Annotated in this window: 20 protein-coding genes; 12 read left to right on the top strand and 8 right to left on the bottom strand. The window is 45.8% G+C overall.

Going from position 1 to position 17,668, the window contains the following annotated elements; all coding sequences use genetic code 11:
* Positions 1 to 219: 219 nt before the first annotated feature.
* Together QUB68_RS18495 and QUB68_RS18490 are read right to left on the bottom strand one after the other, a co-directional pair.
* Complete coding sequence (locus QUB68_RS18495; protein WP_332995189.1) at positions 220 to 975, bottom strand: phycobilisome rod-core linker polypeptide; 756 nt, start codon at positions 973 to 975, stop codon at positions 220 to 222.
* Between the two features lie 335 nt (positions 976 to 1,310).
* Positions 1,311 to 1,907 (bottom strand): phycobiliprotein lyase, encoded by a 597-nt coding sequence (locus QUB68_RS18490; RefSeq protein ID WP_332995188.1) that lies wholly within the window; start codon positions 1,905 to 1,907, stop codon positions 1,311 to 1,313.
* A 233-nt stretch (positions 1,908 to 2,140) separates the two neighbouring features.
* Between QUB68_RS18490 and QUB68_RS18485 the strand changes: the two genes are divergently transcribed.
* Positions 2,141 to 2,311 (top strand): NblA/ycf18 family protein, encoded by a 171-nt coding sequence (locus QUB68_RS18485; RefSeq protein ID WP_332995186.1) that lies wholly within the window; start codon positions 2,141 to 2,143, stop codon positions 2,309 to 2,311.
* A gap of 255 nt (positions 2,312 to 2,566) precedes the next feature.
* Here the strand turns inward: QUB68_RS18485 and pstB are convergent, their stop codons facing one another.
* From pstB to pstS, 4 genes are all read right to left on the bottom strand, one after another.
* Positions 2,567 to 3,364 carry a phosphate ABC transporter ATP-binding protein PstB gene (gene pstB / locus QUB68_RS18480; RefSeq protein ID WP_442923101.1) on the bottom strand — a complete coding sequence of 266 codons (798 nt, stop codon included), beginning with the start codon at positions 3,362 to 3,364 and terminating at the stop codon, positions 2,567 to 2,569.
* Positions 3,365 to 3,506: 142 nt separating this feature from the next.
* Positions 3,507 to 4,400, bottom strand: a complete 894-nt coding sequence (gene pstA, locus QUB68_RS18475; RefSeq protein ID WP_332995184.1) for a phosphate ABC transporter permease PstA — start codon at positions 4,398 to 4,400, stop codon at positions 3,507 to 3,509.
* A gap of 34 nt (positions 4,401 to 4,434) precedes the next feature.
* A complete protein-coding gene (gene pstC / locus QUB68_RS18470; RefSeq protein ID WP_332995182.1) occupies positions 4,435 to 5,391 on the bottom strand; it encodes a phosphate ABC transporter permease subunit PstC in 957 nt (318 codons plus the stop codon).
* A 502-nt stretch (positions 5,392 to 5,893) separates the two neighbouring features.
* Positions 5,894 to 7,084, bottom strand: a complete 1,191-nt coding sequence (gene pstS / locus QUB68_RS18465) for a phosphate ABC transporter substrate-binding protein PstS (RefSeq protein ID WP_332995180.1) — start codon at positions 7,082 to 7,084, stop codon at positions 5,894 to 5,896.
* A gap of 368 nt (positions 7,085 to 7,452) precedes the next feature.
* Here pstS and QUB68_RS18460 point away from each other — a divergent pair, with 368 nt between their 5' ends.
* The 9 genes from QUB68_RS18460 to QUB68_RS18420 all read left to right on the top strand — a co-directional run bounded on the left by QUB68_RS18460 (position 7,453) and on the right by QUB68_RS18420 (position 12,632).
* Positions 7,453 to 8,031 carry a biotin transporter BioY gene (locus QUB68_RS18460; RefSeq protein ID WP_332995179.1) on the top strand — a complete coding sequence of 193 codons (579 nt, stop codon included), beginning with the start codon at positions 7,453 to 7,455 and terminating at the stop codon, positions 8,029 to 8,031.
* A 136-nt stretch (positions 8,032 to 8,167) separates the two neighbouring features.
* Positions 8,168 to 8,677 carry a signal peptidase II gene (gene lspA / locus QUB68_RS18455; RefSeq protein ID WP_332995177.1) on the top strand — a complete coding sequence of 170 codons (510 nt, stop codon included), beginning with the start codon at positions 8,168 to 8,170 and terminating at the stop codon, positions 8,675 to 8,677.
* 205 nt (positions 8,678 to 8,882) lie between these two features.
* Complete coding sequence (locus tag QUB68_RS18450) at positions 8,883 to 10,538, top strand: B12-binding domain-containing radical SAM protein (RefSeq protein WP_332995175.1); 1,656 nt, start codon at positions 8,883 to 8,885, stop codon at positions 10,536 to 10,538.
* 22 nt (positions 10,539 to 10,560) lie between these two features.
* The gene (locus QUB68_RS18445; RefSeq protein WP_332995173.1) at positions 10,561 to 10,869 is read left to right on the top strand and encodes a type II toxin-antitoxin system HigB family toxin; all 309 of its coding nucleotides are present in this window, start codon (positions 10,561 to 10,563) and stop codon (positions 10,867 to 10,869) included.
* A complete protein-coding gene (locus tag QUB68_RS18440) occupies positions 10,844 to 11,257 on the top strand; it encodes a helix-turn-helix domain-containing protein (protein WP_332995170.1) in 414 nt (137 codons plus the stop codon). The genes QUB68_RS18445 and QUB68_RS18440 overlap by 26 nt, the downstream gene beginning before the upstream one ends.
* A 41-nt stretch (positions 11,258 to 11,298) precedes the next feature.
* The gene (locus QUB68_RS18435) at positions 11,299 to 11,631 is read left to right on the top strand and encodes a type II toxin-antitoxin system RelE/ParE family toxin (RefSeq protein ID WP_332995167.1); all 333 of its coding nucleotides are present in this window, start codon (positions 11,299 to 11,301) and stop codon (positions 11,629 to 11,631) included.
* Between the two features lie 4 nt (positions 11,632 to 11,635).
* Entirely contained in the window at positions 11,636 to 11,986 is a 351-nt protein-coding gene (locus QUB68_RS18430) for a helix-turn-helix domain-containing transcriptional regulator (RefSeq protein ID WP_332995165.1), read from the top strand.
* A 12-nt stretch (positions 11,987 to 11,998) separates the two neighbouring features.
* Positions 11,999 to 12,460 (top strand): SRPBCC family protein, encoded by a 462-nt coding sequence (locus tag QUB68_RS18425; RefSeq protein ID WP_332995164.1) that lies wholly within the window; start codon positions 11,999 to 12,001, stop codon positions 12,458 to 12,460.
* On the top strand, positions 12,444 to 12,632 hold the full coding sequence (locus tag QUB68_RS18420; protein ID WP_332995163.1) for a CPXCG motif-containing cysteine-rich protein: 189 nt from the start codon (positions 12,444 to 12,446) through the stop codon (positions 12,630 to 12,632). Before QUB68_RS18425 ends, QUB68_RS18420 begins: the two co-directional genes overlap by 17 nt.
* 206 nt (positions 12,633 to 12,838) lie before the next feature.
* Here QUB68_RS18420 and QUB68_RS18415 read toward each other — a convergent pair whose 3' ends face one another.
* On the bottom strand, positions 12,839 to 13,498 hold the full coding sequence (locus QUB68_RS18415; RefSeq protein ID WP_332995162.1) for a DUF2834 domain-containing protein: 660 nt from the start codon (positions 13,496 to 13,498) through the stop codon (positions 12,839 to 12,841).
* A 112-nt stretch (positions 13,499 to 13,610) separates the two neighbouring features.
* Entirely contained in the window at positions 13,611 to 14,918 is a 1,308-nt protein-coding gene (locus tag QUB68_RS18410) for an FAD-dependent oxidoreductase (protein WP_332995160.1), read from the bottom strand.
* 274 nt (positions 14,919 to 15,192) lie between these two features.
* Between QUB68_RS18410 and QUB68_RS18405 the strand changes: the two genes are divergently transcribed.
* A complete protein-coding gene (locus QUB68_RS18405; protein ID WP_332995157.1) occupies positions 15,193 to 16,509 on the top strand; it encodes a glycoside hydrolase family 10 protein in 1,317 nt (438 codons plus the stop codon).
* A gap of 164 nt (positions 16,510 to 16,673) precedes the next feature.
* On the top strand, positions 16,674 to 17,654 hold the full coding sequence (locus QUB68_RS18400) for an aldo/keto reductase (RefSeq protein WP_332995154.1): 981 nt from the start codon (positions 16,674 to 16,676) through the stop codon (positions 17,652 to 17,654).
* Positions 17,655 to 17,668: the final 14 nt, after the last annotated feature.

Raw genomic sequence — 17,668 nt, 5'->3', positions numbered from 1 at the left:
TAACCAATAACCAATAACCAATAACCAATAACCAATAACCAATAACCAATAACCAATAACCAATAACCAATAACCAAAAATTATGAGTCCTGAGTTTTGGATTCCAAGTTTAGTAAAAAACTCAAACCTCAAAACTCAAGACTCAAAACTCTCTCAGCCTAAAAACTGATAAGATTTAGTCGATCCCCCGACACAAACAATAGCACCAAGCAGCATCAATTAGCGGCGAGGAACCATCGTCGCAATATTGATATTAGCCAGAGGCACGCGCTGCGGCGCAGTAGCAGGCTTAGGCATATTGCGAGCCATATTCAAGTAGTTCGACGGATCGCCAGCCTTCGCTTGTTGCTCTTGAGGAACAAAACGGCGAACAGTCGTTTGCCAGATGATTTGCGGGAAGCCGAGCTGCGAGCGGTGGTACTCACCGTAGCGAGGCGTCTTCAAGTTGAAAGGTACTTCCCCTCCAACACGCTGAGGCAAAATACGGCGCTGTTGGTAAGGTACTGTATCGTAGCCGAACTTTTCTAGGTACTCATCGCTATTGAGCAACTCGTCAATAAACCCTTGAGGCCCTTTGTTAGCCACCACGATCGACCAAGCAATCTTTTCGCGATCGCTGTACACATCCCGGCCCAAAACGCGCTGCACGCACATTTCCACAAACCGGTAGTTGCTGTTAGTTTGATAATTTCGTTCCAAGAAAGGAGCCGAAGTCGCCAAACCGCGAATGAAATCCCGCACAGTAATTTGGCCGAACTTGAGTTGCGACTCCAAAGACTTTTGGCGGTTGCTCTTGAGGATTTGGTGTTCGCTGTAAATCTGACGATATCCAGCCCAAATCAAATTTTCCATGTCCCCGGACGAGAGCACATTTTCAGTTGTGAAAACTCTGGGCTGCTCGTCGCCCCCGACTTCATAACCAGCAACGCGCTGGTTTTGGCTTTTGGGGGCGTAGCTTAATAAAGGAAGCGCCACGTTAAAATCTCCGTTATCTCAAATTTTTGAAATAGTTGATACCGCGAGCTGCCAGCATAACGATACAACTAACCAACATACAGATTAGGGGATTCTCGCAATCTAAATCCGATTTTCCTGAATTTTTGCAACAATCTGTAACATTTGTTGACTTTGAAGCAAGAGGGAAGAACGAAGAACGAAGAAGCCACTGATCGAGGAATAACGCTCGTTCCTAGGAAGAGCCTGGGAACAGCCGATCCGCGAGGCTCTGCCTCGTCAAACGGGAGGCAGAGCCTCCGTCAGAGCATTCCCAGGCTCTGCCTGGGAACGAGGCGATAAGAACGAGCCGACAGCTACCAGCCTAGAGCCGAGTAAAACTCGCTCGCAACCGGCTGCTTCTCGGCCGCTTCAGCCGTGGCATCCGAGTCTGGTTGCACCCGAATTTCGGTGCAAAAAGTCGCAGTGCTGGGGCCGCCAAAGCGCTTCACCGTACTCGTCCGCATCCGCACGTTCGGATTAGGGAACCAGAAACGCTCGATCGAACTCATCGTCTCGTATTCGGTAATCAGCAGCAGCGCATCCTCATCATCCATCTCAAAATGCCCCGCCACCGGCGCCGTTTCCGCATAGCCCCGTTCCCGCAACATCAAACCCTGGCGCGGATTTTCAGGATCGGGGACGATCGCGAACACCGTAGATCCCTTGTGATTCTCATCATCCTTATCCCACGCCATAGTGCCGTGCCAAGTCACAAACGCTCCCCCAGCAGCCCGACTCGGATCGACCTCGTGCATCTGGCAAATTTCCGCCACTCGCGCGTCATCCGCACCTAGCGCCGTTACCTGAATATTTGAATCCCCAATCTCCGCTTGGCGGAAAGCGAGGTGATGAGTGCTGCGTTGCGATCGCCACTCCCCAGCACTGTTCTGAAAAAACTGCATTGCATCCATACGAACTAGCTCCTTTGGCTTAGGCTTCCCGGTTTTTACCCCTGTTTTATGATAAAGCTCCCCCCAGTTAGATGTACTTTTACAACCCAAATTAGTCTCAAAATGTGTACTTTGGACATATTGTCAAGTGAATGTTATGATAGTTTACAATATAGGAGAAACAACAAATCCTGCGAAACGTCATTTCGATCTATCTCGCATCGATATCATGTAGCAAAGTGGAGGAGCGACTTATGGATATGTCTACAACCAGCCTCAGCATGGAACAGCAGTTTAAACTGCAAGTCCTGCGCGAACAAGTCAAAAGCTTGACCCAAGACCAAGCTCAGGAATACTTAATCGAAGTCATGCGCCAAAGCATGGTCAAAGAAAACCTATTAAAGCATTGGATGAAGAACGCCTAACATCTTCGAGAACTTCTTCCACAAAATCAGCCGCTTGTATCTGCAAAAAGTACGATCGAGCTTTTAAACATAAAAACCAGAATCCCGGTTTCTTTGAGAAATCGGGATTCTTGAGTTATATTAAGTCCAGTCAATTACTCGCAATAAAGATAATTGGTAGTGAGGAGTTGAGTCCTCTGATTTATGCGGACTAAAGTCAGAACGATCGAACCAAGTCGTCGTTTGTGTAGCGCGATTGTTTCAACCTCCGGCAAATCAACCAAAACGGCCGCTGACATAATCCATAGTGGACTCTTCCTTCGGATTTTGGAAAATCACCTCAGTTTTGTCACACTCCACAAGATAGCCAAACCGCTTTCCATCATCAGAAATTTTAGCATTGAAAAAAGCAGTCAAGTCAGAAACCCGAGAAGCCTGCTGCATATTGTGAGTCACAATCACAATCGTATACTTCTCCTTCAGTTCCCGCATCAACTCCTCAATCTTAACCGTCGAAATCGGGTCAAGAGAAGCGCAAGGTTCATCCATTAATACTACATCAGGATTAATCGCGATCGCCCTAGCAATACACAAACGCTGCTGCTGGCCGCCCGAAAGAGAAAAACCGCTTTGCTTCAGCTTATCCTTCACCTCATCCCATAAATAAGCTTGTTTCAGCGACTTTTCCACCAGCTCATCCATATCACCCTTATAATTGTTTACCCTCGCACCGTAAGCAATATTGTCATAAATCGACTTCGGGAAAGGATTCGGCTTTTGAAACACCATCCCAATCTTGCGGCGCACCTCCACAGCATCAACATCAGGATCGTAAAGATTTTGACCATGATAATCAATTCGGCCCTCTAAACGAAAACCATTAACCAAATCATTGAGGCGGTTAAAACATCGCAGAATCGTACTTTTACCGCAGCCAGAAGGCCCGATCAAAGCAGTAATCTGATTTTTGGGAATCTCCATACAAACATTCTTCACTGCGTGAAACGCGCCGTAAAAAATATTGATATTCTCAGTCCGTAAAACAGTTTCAGTCTTGTTTGCCAAATTCATCATACACTGAATACTCCAATCGATTTTTACAAATGACCAATTACAAATTACTTACAAATGACTAATGACCAATTACAACTGCCAACTGCCAACTGCCAACTATCAACTGCCAACTGCCAACTGCCAACTGACAACTGTCAACTGACTAATAAACCTTTTGGCGAGTTGCCCAGCGAGAAAGAATACTCGTCAGCAAAACCATCAACACCAAAATCAAAGATGCCGCCCAAGCCAACTCTTTCTGTGCCTTAAAAGGAACCGTTGCAAAGTTGTAAACCAAAACCGAAAGACTCGGAGTTGGCTTATCAAATCCCGCAGGCCAAAAAGGCGAATTCAGCGCCGTGAAAATCAAAGGAGCAGTTTCTCCAGCAGCGCGAGCAATTGCCAGCGTCACACCAGTTAAAATCGCCGGAATTGCCGCAGGCAAAACCACCTGCAACACCGTTTGATAATTAGAAGCACCCACACCAACGGATGCCCATCTGATATCTTGCGGGACGATTTGTAGAGCTTCGTCAGTAGTCCGCACAATCGTCGGCAACATCAGCACAGCCAGCGCCGCGCCCCCGGCAATTGCCGAAAAACCTCCCATATTTACCACGAACAAACCGTAGGCAAATACCCCGGCAATAATCGAAGGAACTCCGCTGAGGACATTAGTAGCAAAGCGCACCCAGCGAGCAATGTTGCCGCTGCTGAACTCCGACAAATAAACTGCTGCCAATATACCAAAAGGCACAGCAATTAGCGAAGCAATTCCTACGGTCATTAATGTACCGACAATTGCATTCGCGATACCACCTCCCGACAATCCGGGTGCGGGTGGTAGTTTGGTAAACAAATCTAAATTCAGGCGGTTAAAACCTTGTACTGTCACATAGGAAAGCACTGCGAATAAAGGCAGCAGAGTTACAGCCAGACAAGCTCCAGCTAGTACAGTCATCGCCAGATTGAACAGCGATTGCGGACTATTTTTAACCTTCTTCAAACTACCTATTTTTTGTTCTAAATAATTCTCGTCGGGGACGGGATTTGACATAAACTAAAACTATGTAGGAAATTGTGGCAAACTTCTAGTTGTACTTAGCTCTTACTTGAGAAACAATCCACTCTGCCAAAACATTGACAATCAGAGTCATAATAAACAGAATTAGTCCGGTGTACATGAGAGCAGCCACTTGTAATCCCGAAGCTTCGGCAAATTGATTTGCCATCAAAGAAGCAATCGTATTTGCAGGAGCTAGCACAGAAGCACTTAACTGATTGGAATTACCAATTAACAGCGTTGCAGCCATTGTTTCTCCCATCGCGCGGCCGAGCCCTAGCATAATTCCGCCGACAATGCCGGAAAAAGCCGCTGGTACGAGGACTCTAAAAATTGTTGTCCAGCGAGTCGCTCCTAAACCGAGAGATGCTTGTCGCAAGTCGGGCGGGAGGCTTGCTAAAGAGTCGCGGGAGATAGCAGTAATAATCGGCAGAGTCATGATTCCCAGAATTACCCCAGCGGGTAACATTCCCGGCCCAACGGGCGGAGTGCTAAAAATCGGCAGCCATCCGAAGTTACCGTTGAGAAACTTTCCGATGCTGGTAATAATGGGGATCAATACAGCAATTCCCCACAAACCGTAAACTACGCTGGGTATGGCGGCTAAAAGTTCTACTAAAAAAACTAAAGCTGTACGCACTGGCAGCGGCAAAAAGTCTTCGCTCAAGAAAATGGCAGTCCCTACTCCTAATGGTACTGCAATTAGGAGCGCGATCGCCGAACTGACGATCGTCCCGTAAATCATCGGCAGCGCGCCGTACTCTTCCTTAACCGGATTCCAATCACTGCTAAACAGAAAGCCCAAACCGTACTGTTGCATAGCAGGTAAGGCTCTGAAAGCAACAGTCAGGGCGATTACCAGCAAAATTACACCAACTCCTATGCCCAAAATCCGAGTCAGCCAGATAAAGCTTTGGTCTAAGGACTTTTCTATCGGAGAGCGGGAACGGCTGTCAGATTGAGCGCTGTTATTATCTGAAGTCATATACAAAAATCCAAAAAAACAGTAAGGAAAAATTGCATTTTTGCCAAAAAGCTAGAAGCAGCTGGAGAAATGCACAGGCGCTAGAAGGAATCAAAATACACAGGCGGGACGCCTGTTCCACAAGGAGGAAGACAAGAGAAGAGAAGAGAGGATGTTGATAAGTGATGCACTGATTATTATGTAAAAGAAGGGCGGGTTGATTAATTCCATGACTTTTCCACAAATATTTCTGGCAAAACCCGCCCTTACAGAAATATCTCTTTTTTCTTACTTCTTCTCTCTTCCCTCGGACTTCAACATTCATCTGTTGCACAATCCGTTACATCCACTACTTGCATCCGTTGCCAGAAAGAATTGGTTTAAAGCCTCCACCCTTAAAGGCGAGAAATTAAAATCAGACGATTCATTACTCCAATCCTCGGACTTCCAGGTAGAGGTCACTGTCAACTGTCAACTGTCAACTGCCAACTGTCAACTGTCAACTGTCAACTGTCAACTGTTACTATTTGCCAATCTCAATCTTGTAGTCGGGGCTGATGCCATCGGCTGCCAAAGCAACTTTTTCTTTGACACTTTGGGGCAGAGGAACGTAGCCCAATTCGGAACTAACTTTTTGACCTTCATTCAAGCCGTATTCAACCATTGCCTCAATTGCTTTAGCTTTGTTGGGGTCTGCAACTTTTTTGGGTACGAGCATCCAAGTGTAGGTGACAATTGGATAGGATGTAGCGCCTTCTGGGTCTTCGATAAATGCCCGCAAATCTTCCGGCAGGGGCACTGTCGCTAAAGCTGCTGAAGCTGACTCGTCGCTAGGTACTACAAATGTGCCTGCTTTGTTTTGTAAAGATGCAAATTTGACGTTGTTGTTTTTGGCGTAGCCGTATTCTACGTAACCGATGCTGCCTGCGGTTTGCAGGATTTGGGCTGTGATGCCTTCGTTGCCTTTTGCACCGAGAAAAGTACCAGTTTTGGGCCACTGTACTGTTTTGCCGTCGCCTACTGCTGCTTTCCAGTCGGGGCTGATGGCACTCAGGTGTTTGGTGAAGACGGCGGTTGTACCGCTACCGTCGGAACGGTGGACTACGGTGATGGCTTGGTCTGGCAATTTAGCACCCGGATTGGCTGCTGCAATTTTGGGGTCGTTCCATTTGGTAATTTTACCTTGGAAGATTTCTGTGTAAACGTCTCTGGGCAGTTTGAGTTCGGGTACGTCTGCCATGTTGTAGGCGATGACGATGCTGCCGGCTGTCATTGGCAACAAGAGCACGCCTTTGTCTGCTGGAACTTTGGCGATTTCATCGTCTTTCATGGCGGTGTCGCTGGCCCCAAAGTCTACTGTGCCTTTGGTAAATTGTTCGACTCCCGCGCCGCTGCCTACTGATTGATAGTTAATTTGTACTTTGGGGTTGATTTTGTTGAAGTCTTGAAACCAGCGCTGATATAGGGGCGCGGGGAATGAGGCGCCTGCTGCCGTTATGGCTACGTCTGAGGCTAGGGCGAGTTTGGTGTTTGCTGCTGTGCCGGTGGCTGCAACGGGGGATGCGCCGGGGGATGCTGCGGTGTCACCGGAGGCGGGGGTGCTGCTTGTGGTTGTGCTGCCGCCGCCGCAAGCTGCTAAGCTGAGGGCGATCGCCATTGCGGAAATTACAGTAGTCAGACGGTTTGAATTAATCAAGTTGATACGAAAAAGCATAGGTATAGAAAATTTGCGATCGTTATACGTGTGTCGCGTACTAGCATATCGCGCGAAAGTAAAGCTTAGGTTAAAAATCTTTACATTTTCTCTTAATCTAATGTTAACCAAGATTAAAATAATTTATTGATGAGCTTGACAAGTGTGATTTTTTCAGATGTGCCAAATAAATTAGTAGAGAAACAAGGATGCGATCGCCCTCCTCGCGAAAAATTCCCGATTAAATTATCGCAAGCTCCAGGCCCGAGCACCAGAAAACCAGACAATGGTAGTTGTTTTGACAAGGTGCTAGTATTGAGAACTTAAAAGCTGCGGGCATTCAAGCTTGCACCTGACGAATACTTTCTGACAAATCTCGTTTGACGATCATGCCTGCTGCTATTGAATTAATCTGGGCTTTTATGGGTTTGCTCCTGACAATAGGAGGCACTTTTTTGCCTGCATCTGTGACAATTCCAATTGGATTGTGGGACAATCGCGGACTTCAGGCTTACTCTTTAGGTGTTACCTATCAAATTGGAGCCGTGTTGCTAGTAGGCTGCATGGGCGGCAAAAATGCTGCGGCGCTCTCGCAAATAGCTTATTTGGTATTAGGATTAACTTTGTGGCCTGTTTTTTCTCAAGGCGGTGGCATCGGCTATCTCAAAGAAGCGAGTTTTGGGTATTTGCTGGGTTTTGTACCTGGTGCTTGGGTGTGCGGCTGGGTGGCTTTTAAGGTGGCTTCGCGGCTGGAATCTATGGCTTTTAGCTGTTTGTGCGGTTTGTTTACCGTTCACGCGATCGGCTTAATTTATCTGATTTTTAGTTATTTGCTGATTCCGGGTAAAAAAGTACCTTTATTCGATGAGATTCTGAAATATTCGGTTTATCCCCTGCCGGGACAATTGGCGGTGGTTTGTGCGATCGCACTGCTGTCATTTACGTTGCGTCGCTTGATGTTTTATTAATTTGTCAGTTGTCATTAGTCATTAGTTATGATATTAGGTTATACTGTGTTTGCGGATTGGTGAGCAATCTCACTGCGACTCGGAAATTTGCGTAACTTGTTTCCTGCCTGATGTCCTATATTCTACTGCCTAATTCATGCGTTTTAAAAGAAATCCGTTATTCTGGGTTGCTGCTATTATCAGTTTAGTTTTAGACCACCTGAGCAAGTTTTGGGTGGTGCAAAATTTTGACTTGACGGTTCCTCCGCAGACGCAACCGCTGTTACCTGGGATATTTCACTTCACCTATGTTGTTAATACCGGTGCGGCTTTTAGTTTGTTCAGCAATGGCGGGGCGATTTGGTTGCGCTGGCTGTCTTTGGGCGTGAGTGTGGGATTGATGGTGCTGGCTTGGTTCGGGCCGCGAATTAATCGCTGGGAACAAGCTGGCTACGGTTTGATTTTGGGGGGCGCACTGGGAAACGGGATCGATCGATTTGTTTTGGGCCACGTTGTGGATTTTATCGATTTTCGGATCATTCGCTTCCCGGTGTTTAATCTGGCAGATGTGTTTATTAATGCTGGGATTATCTGTTTGCTGATTGCGACTTTTCACGGTGCACCGCCACCGAGAAACCGGGAGGATAGCGATTCTATTTCAGAGTAACTTTCAAGCAGGAAGTTCGGCAACGGAGCAGTGTACAAGATGTAACGGATGTAATAGGTAACTAACCGTAGGGTGCGTCAGGGGGGAGATTCTTAGTTTGTGGTTAAAATATTCTGCCCTGACGCACCCTACAATAACTACAATAACTTTGATAATGGCTTAAAATGAGATAAGAACAGACCTATTATTAAAATTAAACCTGCCTGTGACTCCTAATCCATTTGCCCAAGAACGCCTGCTATTTGCCCCAGCAACCCCCGATGCTGATGCTATCCCAACTATTTTTGCATTTCCCAACGAGTACACGGTGGGGATTACCAGTCTCGGCTATCAGATAGTGTGGGCAACTTTGGCTGTGCGATCGGATATTCAAGTCAGCCGTTTATTTACTGATATCAGCGAACAACTTCCCCGACATCCCGAATTACTGGGATTTTCGCTTTCTTGGGAACTCGATTATGTAAATATTCTCAATTTATTGGAATCTTTAGAAATTCCGATTTGGGCATCCAAACGAACTGACAACCATCCAATTGTATTCGGTGGCGGCCCGGTTTTCACTGCGAATCCCGAACCTTTTGCCGATTTTTTTGATGTAATTTTGCTGGGAGATGGCGAAAATCTGATTGACAATTTTATTGATGCTTATAAACAAGTCCGTACCGCCGACAGACAAACTAAATTGCGGCATTTAGCCCAAGTTCCTGGGGTTTACGTTCCCAGTTTGTACGAAGTAACTTATCTGGATGCGACTGCGGGGATTAAATCGATTCAGCCTGTGGATTCGACTATTCCCAGTATGGTGGAAAAACAGACTTACCGCGGCAATACTTTATCTGCTTCGACTGTGGTGACAGAAAAAGCGGCTTGGGAAAATATTTATATGGTGGAAGTGGTGCGGAGTTGTCCGGAAATGTGCCGTTTCTGTTTAGCAAGTTATCTGACTTTGCCGTTTAGAACTGCGAGTTTGGAGGATTCGCTAATTCCGGCGATCGATCGCGGTTTAGCTGTGACTAATCGTTTGGGTTTGTTGGGTGCTTCTGTGACTCAGCACCCGGAATTTGAAGCGCTGCTGGAGCATTTAAACAATCCGAAATACGACGGCGTGCGGCTGAGTCTTTCTTCGGTACGAACGAATACGGTGACAGTGAAATTGGCAGAAATATTGACTAACCGCGATAGCAAATCTGTGACGATTGCGGTGGAAAGCGGGAGCGAACGCCTCCGGAAAATCGTCAACAAAAAACTCACTAACGATGAAATTATCCAAGCTGCTATCAACGCTAAGGCTGGCGGTTTAAAGGGGATTAAACTTTACGGAATGGCGGGAATTCCCGGCGAAGAGATGGAGGATTTGGAGGAAACGGTGGCGATGATGAAGGCGATTAGAAAAGCTGCTCCCGGTTTGCGATTGACTCTGGGATGCAGCACTTTTGTGCCGAAATCTCACACTCCTTTTCAGTGGTTCGGAGTGGATAAAGATGCGGAGAAGAGACTGAAGTTTTTAGATAAAGAAATGCGTAAGTTGGGTTTAGAATTTAGACCTGAAAGCTATAACTGGTCGGTAATTCAGGGTTTGCTATCGAAGGGCGATCGCAGGTTGTCTAAGCTGTTGGAATTAGTGCGGCATTACGGCGATACATTGGGCAGTTATCGGCGGGCATTTAAGGAGTTGCGGGGACAGTTGCCGGAAATGGATTTCTATGTTTTTCAAGAGTGGGAATTGGATCGGGTTTTGCCTTGGAGTCATTTGAAAGGGCCGCTACCGGAGGCGACTTTGAAGAAGCATTTGGCTGAGGCGATGACTCATACAACGCGACAGCAAGATAAAGGATGTGAGAATTCATTAAGTCCGGTTTAGTAAATTAGATTATAATAGTCTCATGCGTGTCATTAGCCGAAAACGACTAAAAGAATTTTGGGAAACACACCCCAATGCTGAAACAAGTCTGTTGCTGTGGTATCAGCGTAGTTGTGATGCTGAATGGCAAACTTTAGTAGATACGCGTAAAGTATTTCCTTCGGCTGATTTAGTCGGTAACTTTATGGTATTTAATATTGGTGGTAATAACTATCGATTAATTACTTTTATCGATTATGAATACCAGATAGTGTTTGTCCGCTGTGTTTTAACTCATGCAGAATATGATAAGGAGAACTGGAAAAATGACAACTGGTTTAAAAACTCCTAGTAGCTACTACATTGAGATCATCACGACTTTTCCACCGCGTCCAATTACTTGTGAAGCTGAGTTGATCGCTACACAAAATCGGATTGATTCTATTGTGAATCGGAGAAATCTCACGCAAGACGATCGAGATTACTTAAACGTGCTGGGTACACTTGTTTATGATTACGAACAAAAACATGAGCCAATGCCAGTTTTGAAAGGTATTAAACTACTGAAAGCGTTGATGATTGAAGACAATATTCAAGAAAAAGATTTGATTGATATTTTTGAATCCGAGTCTTGGGTATCTGAGGTAATGAATGGAAAGCGGGAATTGACGGTGAGTCAAATTCAAAAGTTAGCTAAGTTTTTCCATCTTTCCCCTGTGGCATTTCTTGAGTATAATTAGTTGCAAGCATACTGGGATGTGTGACGCACCATAATATAATTATGCCCGAAGTCCAACCCAAAGAAATTCAGCGTTATGTCACATCAGAGGGCAGAGTACCTTTCGCTGAGTGGTTTGATTCCTTCAAAGATACCAATACTCAAGCCAGGATTAGATCTAGGCTGAATCGAGTTATTACTGGCAATTTCGGAGACTATCGTTCAGTTGGAGAGGGAGTTTGCGAACTGAGAATAGACTATGGCCCTGGTTTCCGAATCTATTTTGGGCAAGTAGGAACAACAATTGTACTTCTTCTGTGCGGAGGAGATAAAAGCACTCAAGACCGAGATATCCGCCAAGCAAAAGAATACTGGACAAATTACAATAGGAGTTAAAACAATGGTTAAAAGTATCCCGGATCATCCGTTTTTAATTGAATCTCTGAGAAAAAATCCGGCATTGTCAGCAGCCTATATAACGGCGACTATAGAGGAAATAGATCCGGAACCTGAACTGCTGAAGCAGGCACTCAGCGATATAGCAGAAGCTATAAGCCAACCAAAAATGACTCCAGAAGAATATGAATTGCACTTGAAAAAGCTGGATGAATTGCTGTCGCAGCAAGGAAGTGATACGATTTATAATCTGGGAACTTGGCTGAATGCTTTGGGATTGAAACTAACTGTTGCTGTTTGTACTGATACAGAGGATAATATTGTAAATGCTGAAGCGCGGCAATTAACAGTCTAACCCAACTATACAATGCCGAATTTTCAATACTCGTCTCTGATTAATGCCACCGTTGAAACAGTCTGGAACTTTTACGAAAGGCCGGATATTCTGCAAATGTTGAGTGCACCTTGGCAACCTGTGAAAATCATTCGGCGCGAAGGGGGACTTGGTGTCGGCGCTATATCAGAATTTCGGCTGTTATTAGGGCCGATTCCGGTCAAATGGGTGGCGACTCACACTGAATGCGAAGAGTATCGCTTGTTTGTGGATGAACAAACTGAGGGGCCGATGACGAGTTGGATTCACCGACACGAGTTTACCACAGAAAATGGCCAGGCTAGATTGACGGATGCGATCGCATTTTCGATACCGGGCGGCCCGATGGTCGATTTGCTGTTAGGTTGGTGGGTAAAGCTGCGGTTGACAGATATGTTTTGCTACCGCCATGAAGTCACAAAAAGAGAGTGCGAAAAAGATGCAAACAACGGCTGAATATTATTGTGCTTTTTGCGGCGAACCGAGTACAACTTTTGTGGATATCAGCGGCGGTATGGAGCAATCTTATATCGAAGATTGTCAAGTTTGCTGTCGCCCAAATGTTTTGTATGTCAGAATAGATGAAGATACTCTTGAGATTGAGATAGATACTGACTATCAAGAATAGCAGTGTGATTTCAGGATGCATTAAGACCAAAGAAAACCCGGTTTCTGATTGTGGAACAGGCATCTTGCCTGTTTGTTTCTGGGGCGGGCTCGCGTGCCCACCCCACAACAAAATTTACTGATTGTGGAACAGGCATCTTGCCTGTTTCTTGCATGATTACTTGGGATTACTTCCTAGATTCAACGGAGCATTGCCTGCACTGCTGTCTAATTTGTAACAGTTTTAGGATTAGTTTCCGGCAGCGGTGGGCGCGCGCACAGATAAGCCAAGGGCCCGAACAGCGGCACTAATGTGACTGCCCAAAATGCGGCGGCATTCTGCATTCCTCGGCGCGCCATATCGTCGGCTAATAAAGCAGGAAATACCAAAGAAAGCATACAAAAATCTAAACTCATGACGTGGATAAAGCGGCTGGTTTGCCACTGTTGAACAAAATCAGACCAATCGCCTTTTGTCAAGCCAAAGGCAACTAAAGCCGCAGCGCCTAATGTGAGGACAATGGCAGTAAAACGGGAATCTAATATTTTTAAGAAGACATTTTTTGTGCCAGAAAATTCTGGATTAGGTTCGCGCAGGGCTAAGTAAGGCAGCAAGGCAAAGGCGCCGACGCCAAAGGATAAAGTGCCAAATAACCATGCTGGTATTTTCTGCCCTCTGCCGTCAGCAAACAGCACGCAACTGTAGATCAGCGGCCACACTCCCATGATGTTAAACAAAGCTACAATTAAAGGGTTGATGCCTGCTATTTTGCCTGTGGCAAGGTTTGTAATTAGTGCGATTGTTTCGGGGCTGTCGGGTGGTGCGAATACAAAGGCGTAGGTGCTGAATGCAATCCAAAGCAGCCAAAATCCAATTTTTCTGAGCATAGTTACTTTTGTTTAATTCTGATATTAGTATAGCAATTAGAAATGTTTTTTGAAGTAGTCTTTTATGTGAACCGCAGAGGAATAAAAGAGAAGATTAGATCTGAAGGTATTGCTATTGACTATCGCTGCTTTTTGGCAGATTGCTAAATTTTTGCATGAATTGGCGATCGATCCAATCTTTCCAGTACCACAGCAGCGCCGATTCCCACATGAAAGATCCGCGAGATGCGATCGCAGCTTTATTCCCAGTACCGATTAAGGCCAAATATTGTTCCTGTGGTGCAAAGGGTTTCAGCGGTTTTGCCAATAAAAACTGCTGCAAATTTTCAAACAGCGGTTTGCCCTGACGCACGGCAAACACCCCTGCTTTGGGACGGGGATAATTAACCATCGCGCAGATGTCTCCAGCCCCAAATACGTTGGGGTGAGAGACTGATTGCAGGCAATCATTGACTTGCATAAAGCCGTTTGAGTCGATCGCTAAACCCGATTCTCCGATCCAATGGGCGGCGGATGCTTGTGTCACCCAAAAAATGCGATCGCACTCAACGCTCAAACCAGATTCACAACAGATTTGGGCATTGGGCATTGGGCATTGGGCATTGGGCATTGGGCATTGGGCATTGGATGCTATTTCAATCATTTCTTGGTTTTCTATGGCACGGACTTTTTCCATTAAATGTACTTTAATGCCACGACTAATCAGAATTTCTTTGAGGCGATGACGTACTCTATAGTTATGTCCCGGCATCAATTCAGCACCGCTATGAAACAAGTGAATTTCTAATCCCTCTTCCTGCTTAAACTTTCCTCTATCCTTTAAAATCCATCCGTTACATCCGTTACAAAATCCGCTGTCGAACTTCCCTCTTCCTTCTTCCTTCTTCCTTCTTCCTTCTTCCTTCGCAATACGAGATTGCATATTTAATGCTAATTCTACGCCGCCCGCACCGCCGCCGACAATGGCAATCCGCAGCGGTTTTTCGGGATGATTTTGCCGATCGAAAATTAACTGATTCCAACTATCTAAAAACTCGGGTACTGGTTTAGCTGCAATTGCGTATTCTGCCGCACCCGGCACAGATAAAGTCGCGGGAGTGCTGCCGATATCCACAGAAAGCACGTCAAAGTTAACTGGCGGGAGAGTTTGACAAATAACTAAATTTTTGTTAAAGTCGATCGCGATCGCCCGATCGACCAATATTTGACATCCGGCAAATTCCGCGAGCGATCGCAAATCGATGTGACATTCATCATAATCGTAAAACCCGGCAACGTGCCCCGGCAACATCCCCGAATAAGGCGCTTGCAGGACATCGCTAATCAGAGTCAAACGCACTCCAGGCAGCGGTTTCATGCCGAACATTTTTAAGACAATAGCATGACTGTGCCCGCCGCCAATTAAGACTAAATCTTTCACAATTACAGATGTTCGATCGAAATGTTCTTTCCCCGATATTGTACAACACTCGCAGGGGTTGGGCAGCACTGTCCGGTCACGAGGGCTGGCAGTGCGTAATTAATAATTGCTCAGCACTTTGCCAGAATGCTCTCACTTATCCAAAGGAATCGCAGATTACCAGCTTACTGGCGATCGCACATTCAGCACAAATAGCTGTAGACTGTAGAGCGAGCAAATTTTCTCACCAAATTATGCCGGGGTGTGTTTGATAGCTAACTCACCATTGACAATTATGACATTACGGATCATTCCTCGCAGTTGGCAGCGATCGATTAAAACCCTTTTCCCGCTGCTGTTTGCCCTCTCATTCATGATAGTATTGCTGGCAAATAACGTGATTGGGGCGATCGCCCAGCAACCCCGCCAGGAAATTCGCGGAGTTTGGATGACGACAAACGACAAAGACATCCTCAGAGATAAGCGCAAAGTAGCCGAGGCTGTCAGCCAATTAAAGCGGTTAAATTTCAACACAATCTATCCCGTAGTTTGGAACTCTGGCTATGCAATGTATCCCAGCCCAGTCGCCCAGCAAAGAGACATTCAACCCTTTGTTTACAGAGGGTTAGACGGACAAGATATGATTGCAGATTTAATCAATCAAGCTCACCGCCAAGGCCTGCTAGTAATTCCTTGGTTCGAGTTTGGTTTCATGACTCCTCCCACCTCAGAATTAGCATTAAACAATCCCGATTGGCTGACACAAAAAAAAGACGGCAGCCAAACATCAAACGGCGCGGGCGGCGAAGTAGTTTGGCTCAATCCATTTCATCCAGAAGTGCAGAAATTCATTACCGAACTCGTACTAGAAATCACTACTCAATACAACGCCGACGGCATCCAATTCGACGATCACATGAGTTTACCGTCAGAATTTGGCTATGACAACTACACAGTTGCTTTGTACACTAAAGAAACCAAAAAAGCACCTCCAACCGACTCTCAAGATCCAGCATGGGTGCAGTGGCGAGCCAATAAAATCACCGCTTTTATGTCGCAACTAAATCAAGCCGTCAAAGCAGCAAAACCCAATGCGATTTTCTCAATTTCTCCCAATTACTACGAATTTGCTTACAAATATCACCTGCAAGATTGGCTGGCTTGGGTGCGTTTGGATATTGCCGACGAACTGATCGTGCAAGTATACCGTCCCAATTTAGAATCATTTGTGGACAAGATTAACCGTCCAGAAATGCGAGAAGCACAGCAAAAAATTCCCACCGGAGTTGGGATTATGACAGGTTTAAGAAAGCGGCCAGTAGCTATCCAGCAAATTAAATCTCAGGTGCGAGCAGTCCAAGAATACGGCTTAGGTGCCGCTTTCTTCTACTACGAAAGCTTGTGGGAAGATGCGCCGGAACCAATTGCCGATCGACTTTCTCAATTTGGCGATTTCTTCCCGTTGTCTGCATTCCGCACAGCGCTACAAATACCCAGACGCGCGGCAACTTTCCCTGCGCCGCCCCCACCAAAACCAGACCCCAAAGCTAAGCCCGCTCAACCTACCAAAACTCCCATCCCTTCGCCCTCACCAACCACATCAAAGAAGTAAAAATTAGGTCTTTGCTATGGTGCAGCTTACCGTGATAAGCTGGTCTTTGTCTAATTTCAACAATCTTGTTTATTGAATCTTTTGTGGGGCGTTGCTCTGAGCATCGCCCGAAAAATTAAATTTAAATGTAGAACCACTGATCGATCGTTAATCATTCAATAAAAATGCCAACCAATCAAAAAATTGTACTACCAAAAATGGGCTGCGGCACATGGGCCTGGGGCAACAGATTACTCTGGGGTTACGATGAAAGTATGGACGAGGAATTGCAAGCTGCATTCAATCTTTGCGTTAACAATGGTGTCACCTTATTCGATACAGGCGACTCTTACGGAACCGGGAAATTAAACGGCCGCAGCGAGCAGCTTTTGGGGCAGTTTTCTCAACAATATCAAGGCGCAAATCAAGACAGTATTTGTATTGCGACAAAACTCGCGGCTTATCCTTGGAGACTGACGCGACAATCCATGATATCTGCGGGTAAAGCTTCTGCTTCCAGGCTCGGAAAAAATGTAGATTTGGTGCAAATGCACTGGTCTACAGCTAATTACGCTCCTTGGCAAGAGGGAGCTCTTTTGGACGGTTTGGCTGACCTTTACGAGCAAGGATTGGTCAAGGGAGTGGGCTTGTCTAATTACGGGCCGAAACGGCTGAAATGGGTGCATGAAAGATTTAGCTCGCGCCAAATTCCAATTGTTACATTACAAGTGCAATATTCGCTACTTTCCACCTATCCGGTAACAGAACTCGGATTGAAAGATGTTTGCGATGAATTGGGGATAAAATTGATTGCTTACAGTCCTCTAGCCTTGGGGTTGCTGACGGGGAAATACTCTGAAAATGGCGCTCTTCCTAAAGGTATCCGAGGTTTGGCGTGCAAGCAGTTATTGCCGGGAATGCAATTACTTTTGGATTGTTTGCGAGAAATAGCGGCATTCAGAAACAAGACTGTTTCGCAGGTAGCAATCAACTGGTGCATCTGCAAAGAAACTATTCCGATTCCGGGGGCTAAATCTGCGGCGCAGGCGAGGGATAATATTGGTGCTTTGGGCTGGGAGTTGGACTCGGGGGAGGTTGCAGAATTGGATAAGTCGGCGGCGAGTGTAGATAAGAAAATGGTGCAGAATATTTTTCAAACGAGATAACCCGGTTTGTTAGA

This window comes from Microcoleus sp. A006_D1 (genome assembly GCF_036702805.1).
GTDB lineage: Bacteria > Cyanobacteriota > Cyanobacteriia > Cyanobacteriales > Microcoleaceae > Microcoleus.
This window is presented reverse-complemented; position numbering and strand designations above follow the sequence as displayed.

Excerpts from the sequence above, each read along its gene's own strand:
- lspA (WP_332995177.1), top strand. The coding sequence starts at position 8,168 with ATGCGTTTTAAAAGAAATCCGTTATTCTGGGTTGCTGCTATTATCAGT.
- QUB68_RS18415 (WP_332995162.1), bottom strand. The coding sequence starts at position 13,498 with ATGCTCAGAAAAATTGGATTTTGGCTGCTTTGGATTGCATTCAGCACC.
- pstA (WP_332995184.1), bottom strand. The coding sequence starts at position 4,400 with ATGTCAAATCCCGTCCCCGACGAGAATTATTTAGAACAAAAAATAGGT.
- QUB68_RS18435 (WP_332995167.1), top strand. The coding sequence starts at position 11,299 with ATGCCCGAAGTCCAACCCAAAGAAATTCAGCGTTATGTCACATCAGAG.
- QUB68_RS18420 (WP_332995163.1), top strand. The coding sequence starts at position 12,444 with ATGCAAACAACGGCTGAATATTATTGTGCTTTTTGCGGCGAACCGAGT.
- QUB68_RS18485 (WP_332995186.1), top strand. The coding sequence starts at position 2,141 with ATGGATATGTCTACAACCAGCCTCAGCATGGAACAGCAGTTTAAACTG.
- QUB68_RS18430 (WP_332995165.1), top strand. The coding sequence starts at position 11,636 with ATGGTTAAAAGTATCCCGGATCATCCGTTTTTAATTGAATCTCTGAGA.
- QUB68_RS18400 (WP_332995154.1), top strand. The coding sequence starts at position 16,674 with ATGCCAACCAATCAAAAAATTGTACTACCAAAAATGGGCTGCGGCACA.
- pstC (WP_332995182.1), bottom strand. The coding sequence starts at position 5,391 with ATGACTTCAGATAATAACAGCGCTCAATCTGACAGCCGTTCCCGCTCT.
- QUB68_RS18445 (WP_332995173.1), top strand. The coding sequence starts at position 10,561 with ATGCGTGTCATTAGCCGAAAACGACTAAAAGAATTTTGGGAAACACAC.
- QUB68_RS18405 (WP_332995157.1), top strand. The coding sequence starts at position 15,193 with ATGACATTACGGATCATTCCTCGCAGTTGGCAGCGATCGATTAAAACC.
- QUB68_RS18490 (WP_332995188.1), bottom strand. The coding sequence starts at position 1,907 with ATGGATGCAATGCAGTTTTTTCAGAACAGTGCTGGGGAGTGGCGATCG.
- pstS (WP_332995180.1), bottom strand. The coding sequence starts at position 7,084 with ATGCTTTTTCGTATCAACTTGATTAATTCAAACCGTCTGACTACTGTA.
- QUB68_RS18460 (WP_332995179.1), top strand. The coding sequence starts at position 7,453 with ATGCCTGCTGCTATTGAATTAATCTGGGCTTTTATGGGTTTGCTCCTG.
- QUB68_RS18425 (WP_332995164.1), top strand. The coding sequence starts at position 11,999 with ATGCCGAATTTTCAATACTCGTCTCTGATTAATGCCACCGTTGAAACA.
- pstB (WP_442923101.1), bottom strand. The coding sequence starts at position 3,364 with ATGATGAATTTGGCAAACAAGACTGAAACTGTTTTACGGACTGAGAAT.
- QUB68_RS18440 (WP_332995170.1), top strand. The coding sequence starts at position 10,844 with ATGACAACTGGTTTAAAAACTCCTAGTAGCTACTACATTGAGATCATC.